Here is a 1,665-nt window from a genome sequence, read left to right as displayed (position 1 = left end):
CCGCAGGTCGCAGGTTCGAGCCCTGCTCGGGGAGCCAAAGCATTTAAAGCCCAGTCAGCAATGACTGGGCTTTTTGCATTGCCTGGTCTGATTGAACTGGCGCACCGCAATGCACCCTATGTCAGCGATGCTCAGCCCGTATGCAACTCGTGTGCTGGAGTAGGGCGGCGGGTTCGGCTGTTGTGATGTTGAAATGATATTTTTTGTCTGCCGGCTTGCTGTCGGCATGCAGTCTGCAGCCCGGCCGACACTTGCCTTGTCGAGCCGGGCTGTGTTGTTTCATTTGCCGCCTGCAATCTTGGCCGTGGCGACGGCTTTGATGTATAAAACAGCAAGCTCCGCGCAGATGCGGCTCCTTGACCGGGCGCATCTTACAGACGGGGCAGGACCAGTCCAGAAGCTCATCCAATAAAAACAAACTCAAGAGGGAAGTCAGAGGATGACAATCAAGCTCAAAATTACCCTGCTGCTATCCATCGCCTTGCTGGCCTTGCTAGTGGTCAGCGGTGTCGGTCTGTGGCAGCTCAGTGCGGCACAGAGCCGTTTCGAATACATCAGCAGCAATACCTTTCCCAGCCTCAAAGCCCTGCAAACCGCCCAGACTGCCATGTATGGCATGCGGGCTGCCTTGCGCAGCCATGTGTCGCATGTGCAGCAGGAGAAAAAGCAGGAAGACGAAAAGGCCATCGAAAACAGCCGGCAACAGTTTGACAAGGCAGTCAGCCAGTATGAAACCGAGCTGGCAGTGGATGATAGCGACCGCCAGATGGTGAAGCAGGCCAAGGCTGACATGGCGCAATACCGTGCGGCGATGGATGAGTTTTTCAATAACTCGCGCTCCAACTACATGTCGGTGGCGACTGCCATGCTGGAAAGCGGCAGCCTGTTTCAGCTGTCCGGCAAGCTGGAGGCTGATCTGAACAAGTTGATCAGCTACAACTATCAGCTGGGCAATCAGCAAAACGAGGCAAACCGCACGGCCTACGATGCGGCCAAATGGCTGCAGACGGTGCTGGCCCTTGTCGTGCTGCTGGGCACGGCCATCGGTGGCTGGCTGCTGATCCGTGCCATTACCCGTTCGCTGTCCGATATGCAGCACACCATGGAGCTGGTCAGCCAGCAGCGTGATTTCAAGCTGCGGGTACACAGCGACAGCAAGGATGAGCTGGGGCGTACCGCCAGCGCCTTTAACAGCTTGCTGGACAGCCTGCAGCAAAACCTGCTGCAACTGCGCCATGGAGCGCAGGATGTGATGGCCTCATCGCACAAGATGAATGAAGCAGCGGATGACATTTATCAGGCGGCATCGGCGCAGAGCGAGTCTTCGGCGGCAGTGGCCGCCACCATCGAGCAGATGACGGTCAGCGTCAACCATGTGGCCGAGCGTGCCGATGAGGCACAGCTGCTGTCACAAACCTCCAGCCGCCAGGCCGAAACGGGGTCGGTGACCATCGGTCAGACCATCAGCGATATCCGCGATATTTCCGCGGCCATTGCCAGCGCCAGTAACGCCTTGCGCGGGCTGAATGCGCAGAGCAGCCAGATCGTGTCGGTGGTGCAGGTGATTCGCGATGTGGCAGACCAGACCAATCTGCTGGCGCTCAACGCGGCGATTGAGGCGGCGCGTGCCGGTGAAATGGGCCGTGGCTTTGCCGTGGTGGCCGA

Annotated in this window: 1 protein-coding gene; it reads left to right on the top strand. The window is 58.4% G+C overall.

The window, feature by feature from the left end; genetic code table 11:
• Window positions 1–439 precede the first annotated feature (439 nt).
• A partial coding sequence (locus EAY64_RS20090) for a methyl-accepting chemotaxis protein (RefSeq protein ID WP_103526510.1) occupies window positions 440–1,665 on the top strand: 1,226 nt, incomplete at its 3' end.

The organism is Aquitalea palustris, assembly GCF_003693445.1.
Classification (GTDB): Bacteria; Pseudomonadota; Gammaproteobacteria; order Burkholderiales; family Chromobacteriaceae; genus Aquitalea; species Aquitalea palustris.
Note: the sequence above shows the minus strand (reverse complement) of the source record. Positions and strands in the feature narration are given on the sequence as shown.